The organism is Hymenobacter profundi, from assembly GCF_019334315.1.
GTDB lineage: Bacteria > Bacteroidota > Bacteroidia > Cytophagales > Hymenobacteraceae > Hymenobacter > Hymenobacter profundi.
In genome coordinates, this window is record NZ_JAHWGL010000190.1 from 1 (window position 1) to 2,985 (window position 2,985).

Consider the following 2,985-nt stretch of genomic DNA (forward strand, 5'->3'; position numbering starts at 1 on the left):
TTATTTTAGCTGTGAGTTAGTAGTTGGTAATTGTCAGTCGCAGAAGACTGTCATCCTGAGCTTGCGAAGGACCTTCTGCCAATTGAACGAGTTGTTGTTACGATGGTCGTTCTCGCGTGAGAAGGTCCTTCGCAAGCTCAGGATGACAGATGTTAACAACTAAACGTCATTTACACAGCTGGCGCAGGCGCACCCGCATCCTCGGTAGGACCGGGTGCTGGCTCCATCAGGCCGATGTGCAGGAGCGCGTCGCCCTGGTTGACCACGGGCATATGGTTGAGCCCTACCACGTAGCCGCTCACCGGCGACTCCAAGCGCACGGCCATTTCGCCGTAGGGGTCGGTGATAATGCCGTAGACTTGTCCCTGCTCGATGTAGTCGCCCTTGCGCACCTGACTACGGAATAGGCCCGCAAAGCGTGCCCGCAGCCAGCGCCCGCGCCAGCATACGATGCTGGGCTGGGTGGCCGGCGTGGCCTCCGCTACCATGCCCAGGTGGTGCAGCACGCGGTAGGTACCGGCCACAGCCAGTTCAATTCCCGCCTCATCGAAGCGTAGCGACTCGCCGGTTTCGTACACGATAATGGATTTGCCCAATCCAAACGCCGCTTCGCGCAGGGAACCCCGGCGCAGCTTGGCATGCAGCGTGAAGGGAGCCGCAAACGTGCGGGCCAGCGTGGCGCTGGGCTCGTGGTCGAGCAGGCAGCGCACTTGCGGGTGGTTGCTGCGAGAGGCGCCACCGGTATGAAAATCAATGCCGTAGTCGACCAGCGGCATAATTTCGCGCATAAAGCGGTGCGCTACCCGGCTGGCCAGCGAGCCGCGCGGGTTGCCGGGAAACGAACGGTTTACGTCCTTGCCATCGGGCACTTCGCGCGAGAAGTTCAGAAACCCATAGATGTTGAGCAGCGGAATGGCAATGATGGTGCCCCGCAACGGCCACAGCAAATCCTGCTGAATCAGGCGACGGACGGTTTCCACGCCGTTCACTTCGTCGCCGTGCATACCAGCCATCAGCAATACCGTCGGCCCCGGCTCCCGCGACCGGAACACGTGCACCGGCACGTCGATGATGGTGCCCGAGGGTAGGCGGGAGATAACCAGGCGAGTCATCACCCGCTCGCCGGGTTGGATAGTGAGGCCGTTTAGCTGCAAGTAATTGAAATGATGCGTGGTACCTAGTTGTTGTATGACTAAAATCAGGCTAGAGCTAAAAAGCTAGTTCCCCTCCTTTTCAAGGAGGGGTGCCCGCAGGGCGGGGTGGTAAAACCGTCAGAACGATACTAGCTTCTGGTTTTCTAGCTCTAGCCGAACCACCCCGCCCTGCGGGCACCCCTCCTTGAAAAGGAGGGGAACTAGCTTTTTAGCTCTAGCCTTCGCTACCCCCTACCCTTCGTCGGTTTCGGTGGCTTTGCGCTTTTTGGTGGTTTCGGCCCTCTTGCGCTTTTTCACCAGGTCTTCGGTGTAGGCAATGATTTTGCCGGCGATGTCGAGGCCGGTGGCTTTTTCGATGCCTTCCAAACCGGGCGAGGAGTTGACTTCCAGCACCAGCGGGCCGCGCTTGCTTTGCAGCATATCCACGCCCGCAATGCCCAGGCCCAGCGCTTTGGCAGCGGCCAGAGCAGCTGCCTTTTCGGCCCGGCTCAGCTTCACCAGCTTGCCGGTGCCGCCGCGGTGCAGGTTCGAGCGGAATTCGCCTTCTTTGCCTTGGCGCTTCATAGCGCCTACTACCTCGCCGTTCACCACAAAGGCGCGCAGGTCGGCGCCCTTGCTCTCAGCAATAAACTCCTGCACAATGATGCGCGCTTTCAGGTTGTGAAACGCCTCAATCACCGACTGCGCCGCCTTGGCCGACTCGGCCAGTACCACGCCCAGCCCCTGCGTGCCTTCCAACAGCTTGATAATGACGGGGGCACCGCCCACGTGCTCAATCATGGTAGGCACGTCGGCGGAAAAGTTGGTGAAGGCCGTTTTGGGCATTCCTACCCCCGCCCGGCTCAGGATTTGCACCGAGCGCAGCTTGTCGCGCGAGCGCACAATGGCCTGGCTGCTCACGGCGGTAGCCACTTTCATCATCTCGAATTGCCGCACTACGGCCGTGCCGTAGAACGTGACAGAAGCTCCGATACGCGGAATAATGGCCTGAATATCATGCAGTCGCTCGCCCTTGTAAATAATACCCGGCGTCCCCTTTTCCAGTACCAGATTGCACTGCAAATGGTCCAGCACCAGCACCTCGTGGCCACGCTGCTGGGCGGCCTCTACCAAACGCTGGGTAGAGTATAGTTTCGGCTCGCGCGATAGAATCGCTAACTTCATTGATGACACAGAGGATGGGGCAGTCGACGGGTGGTTGTAAAAAGCGAATGGGGCGGGTGTGCGAATTCAGCTAATGTATCAGGAGGGGTTTTGCGTTGCAGCCGCTTTGTAGGAAACGTTGCGCCGGCCTACGTCCACTACGAAGCGCCCCTGCCGCAGCAGCGCACGGCCAATGAGAACAGGATACTTCATATCGGAACGGTCGGAAAGCGAAAATTCGGTGGCAAAATCCTCCCCGAACAGGCGGATTACCATGGCTACCACGTAACGCTCCTGCACATCGCCATTCGAGCTTCGGATGTCGCGCCGCGAGAACGTGGTAAATTCCAGCGGCCGGCCGTCAAAGTTAAGGTGCGACGGATCAAGAAGCAGCACGCGCAGCACAATTTGCCCATCGGCGCGGCGCTCCTCGTGGATGTCGGAGCAGTGGATGGCGCCCGTGTAGGCGCCGGTATCTACCTTGGCCTCTATGCCTTGCAGCCCAAACGCCGGAAAATCGACCAGCTCCCGCCGCCCTATAACCCGCTTCGGAATTCGCATCTTTTTCATTGAAGCGAAGGTAAGGGGTGGAAGGGGAAGTTGTGAGATTGTGAAGTAAAAAGGCGTCTGTCATCCTGAGCGGAGCGAAGGACCTTCTCACGGCTAAACGAGTCGTTGGTACGCCCAT

General features: G+C 59.1%; 3 protein-coding genes. All 3 read right to left on the minus strand.

Features of this window, described 5'->3' with window-relative positions:
- Nucleotides 1–170 precede the first annotated feature (170 nt).
- Nucleotides 171–1,154, minus strand: a complete 984-nt coding sequence (locus tag KYK14_RS21775; RefSeq protein ID WP_246601980.1) for a succinylglutamate desuccinylase/aspartoacylase family protein — start codon at nt 1,152–1,154, stop codon at nt 171–173.
- Between the two features lie 231 nt (nt 1,155–1,385).
- Nucleotides 1,386–2,318 (minus strand): 30S ribosomal protein S6--L-glutamate ligase, encoded by a 933-nt coding sequence (rimK, locus tag KYK14_RS21780; protein WP_185280540.1) that lies wholly within the window; start codon nt 2,316–2,318, stop codon nt 1,386–1,388.
- A 78-nt stretch (nt 2,319–2,396) separates the two neighbouring features.
- A complete protein-coding gene (locus KYK14_RS21785; protein ID WP_185280541.1) occupies nt 2,397–2,867 on the minus strand; it encodes an ATP-dependent zinc protease family protein in 471 nt (156 codons plus the stop codon).
- Nucleotides 2,868–2,985 lie beyond the last annotated feature (118 nt).